The 1,539-nt window shown below is 59.4% G+C and carries 1 protein-coding gene; it reads right to left on the reverse strand.

Features of this window, described 5'->3' with window-relative positions:
• Entirely contained in the window at positions 1-1,524 is a 1,524-nt protein-coding gene (gene exaC, locus AWB94_RS19155; RefSeq protein WP_085122479.1) for an acetaldehyde dehydrogenase ExaC, read from the reverse strand.
• Between the last annotated feature and the right edge of the window lie 15 nt (positions 1,525-1,539).

Consider the following 1,539-nt stretch of genomic DNA (forward strand, 5'->3'; position numbering starts at 1 on the left):
TTAGAAGAAGCCTGCGGCGTTCTCGCTGTAGCTGACCAGGAGGTTCTTGGTTTGTTGGTAGTGATCGAGCATCATGTGGTGGTTTTCCCGACCAATACCGGACTGCTTGTACCCACCGAACGCCGCATGCGCGGGATACTGGTGATAGCAGTTCGTCCACACCCGCCCGGCCTGGATATCGCGACCCGCCCGATACGCGGTATTACCGTTACGACTCCACACCCCAGCCCCCAACCCGTACAGGGTGTCATTGGCCAACGCGATCGCATCCGCATAATCGGTGAACGACGTCACCGCCACCACCGGCCCGAAAATCTCCTCCTGGAAAATCCGCATCGCGTTGTTCCCGGTGAAAATCGTCGGCGCCACATAATAACCACCATTGAGATCACCCCCCAGCTGCGCCCGCTCACCCCCGGTCAGCACCTGCGCGCCCTCACTCTTACCGATCTCGATATAAGACAAGATCTTCTCCAACTGATCATTGGAAGCCTGCGCCCCGATCATCGTCTCGGTATCCAACGGATCCCCCTGACGCACCGCCTTCGTCCGCACCGCCGCCAACGCCAAAAACTCATCGAAGATATCGGCCTGAATCAACGACCGCGACGGGCACGTGCACACCTCCCCCTGATTCAACGCGAACATCGTGAACCCCTCCAACGCCTTGTCCTGATACGCGTCGTTTTCGGCCAACACATCGGAGAAGAAAATATTCGGACTCTTCCCGCCCAACTCCAACGTCACCGGGATCAAATTCTGCGAGGCGTACTGCATGATCAACCGGCCCGTCGTGGTCTCCCCGGTGAACGCAATCTTGGCGATCCGATTACTCGACGCCAACGGCTTACCGGCCTCCACCCCGAACCCATTGACAATATTGACCACCCCCGCAGGCAACAAATCCCCGATCAACTCGAACAAATACAAGATCGAGGCCGGGGTCTGCTCAGCCGGCTTGAGCACCACCGCATTCCCCGCCGCCAACGCCGGCGCCAACTTCCACACCGCCATCAAAATCGGGAAATTCCACGGAATGATCTGCCCCACCACCCCCAACGGCTCATGGAAGTGATACGCCACCGTATCCTCATCAATCTGCGACAGCGCACCCTCCTGCGCACGGATCGCCCCCGCGAAATACCGGAAATGATCCACCGCCAACGGCACATCCGCATTCAACGTCTCCCGGACCGGCTTCCCGTTATCCCACGACTCCGCCACCGCGATCGACTCCAGATTCGCCTCAATCCGATCAGCGATCTTGTTCAGAATCACCGCCCGCTGCGCCGGACTGGACTTCCCCCACCCCGGCGCCGCCGCATGCGCAGCATCAAGAGCCATCTCCACATCAGCCTCATCCGAACGCGGCACCTCACAAAACACCTGCCCCGTCACCGGCGTCCGATTCTCGAAATACCGGCCCCCCACCGGCGCCACCCACTGCCCACCAATGAAATTCTCATAACGAGACTTAAAAGACATCAAAGCGCCCTCAGCGCCCGGACGTGCATAAACAGTCACGGTTGATCTCCTGCC

The organism is Mycolicibacterium canariasense (assembly GCF_002101555.1).
In the GTDB taxonomy this organism is placed as follows: domain Bacteria; phylum Actinomycetota; class Actinomycetes; order Mycobacteriales; family Mycobacteriaceae; genus Mycobacterium; species Mycobacterium canariasense.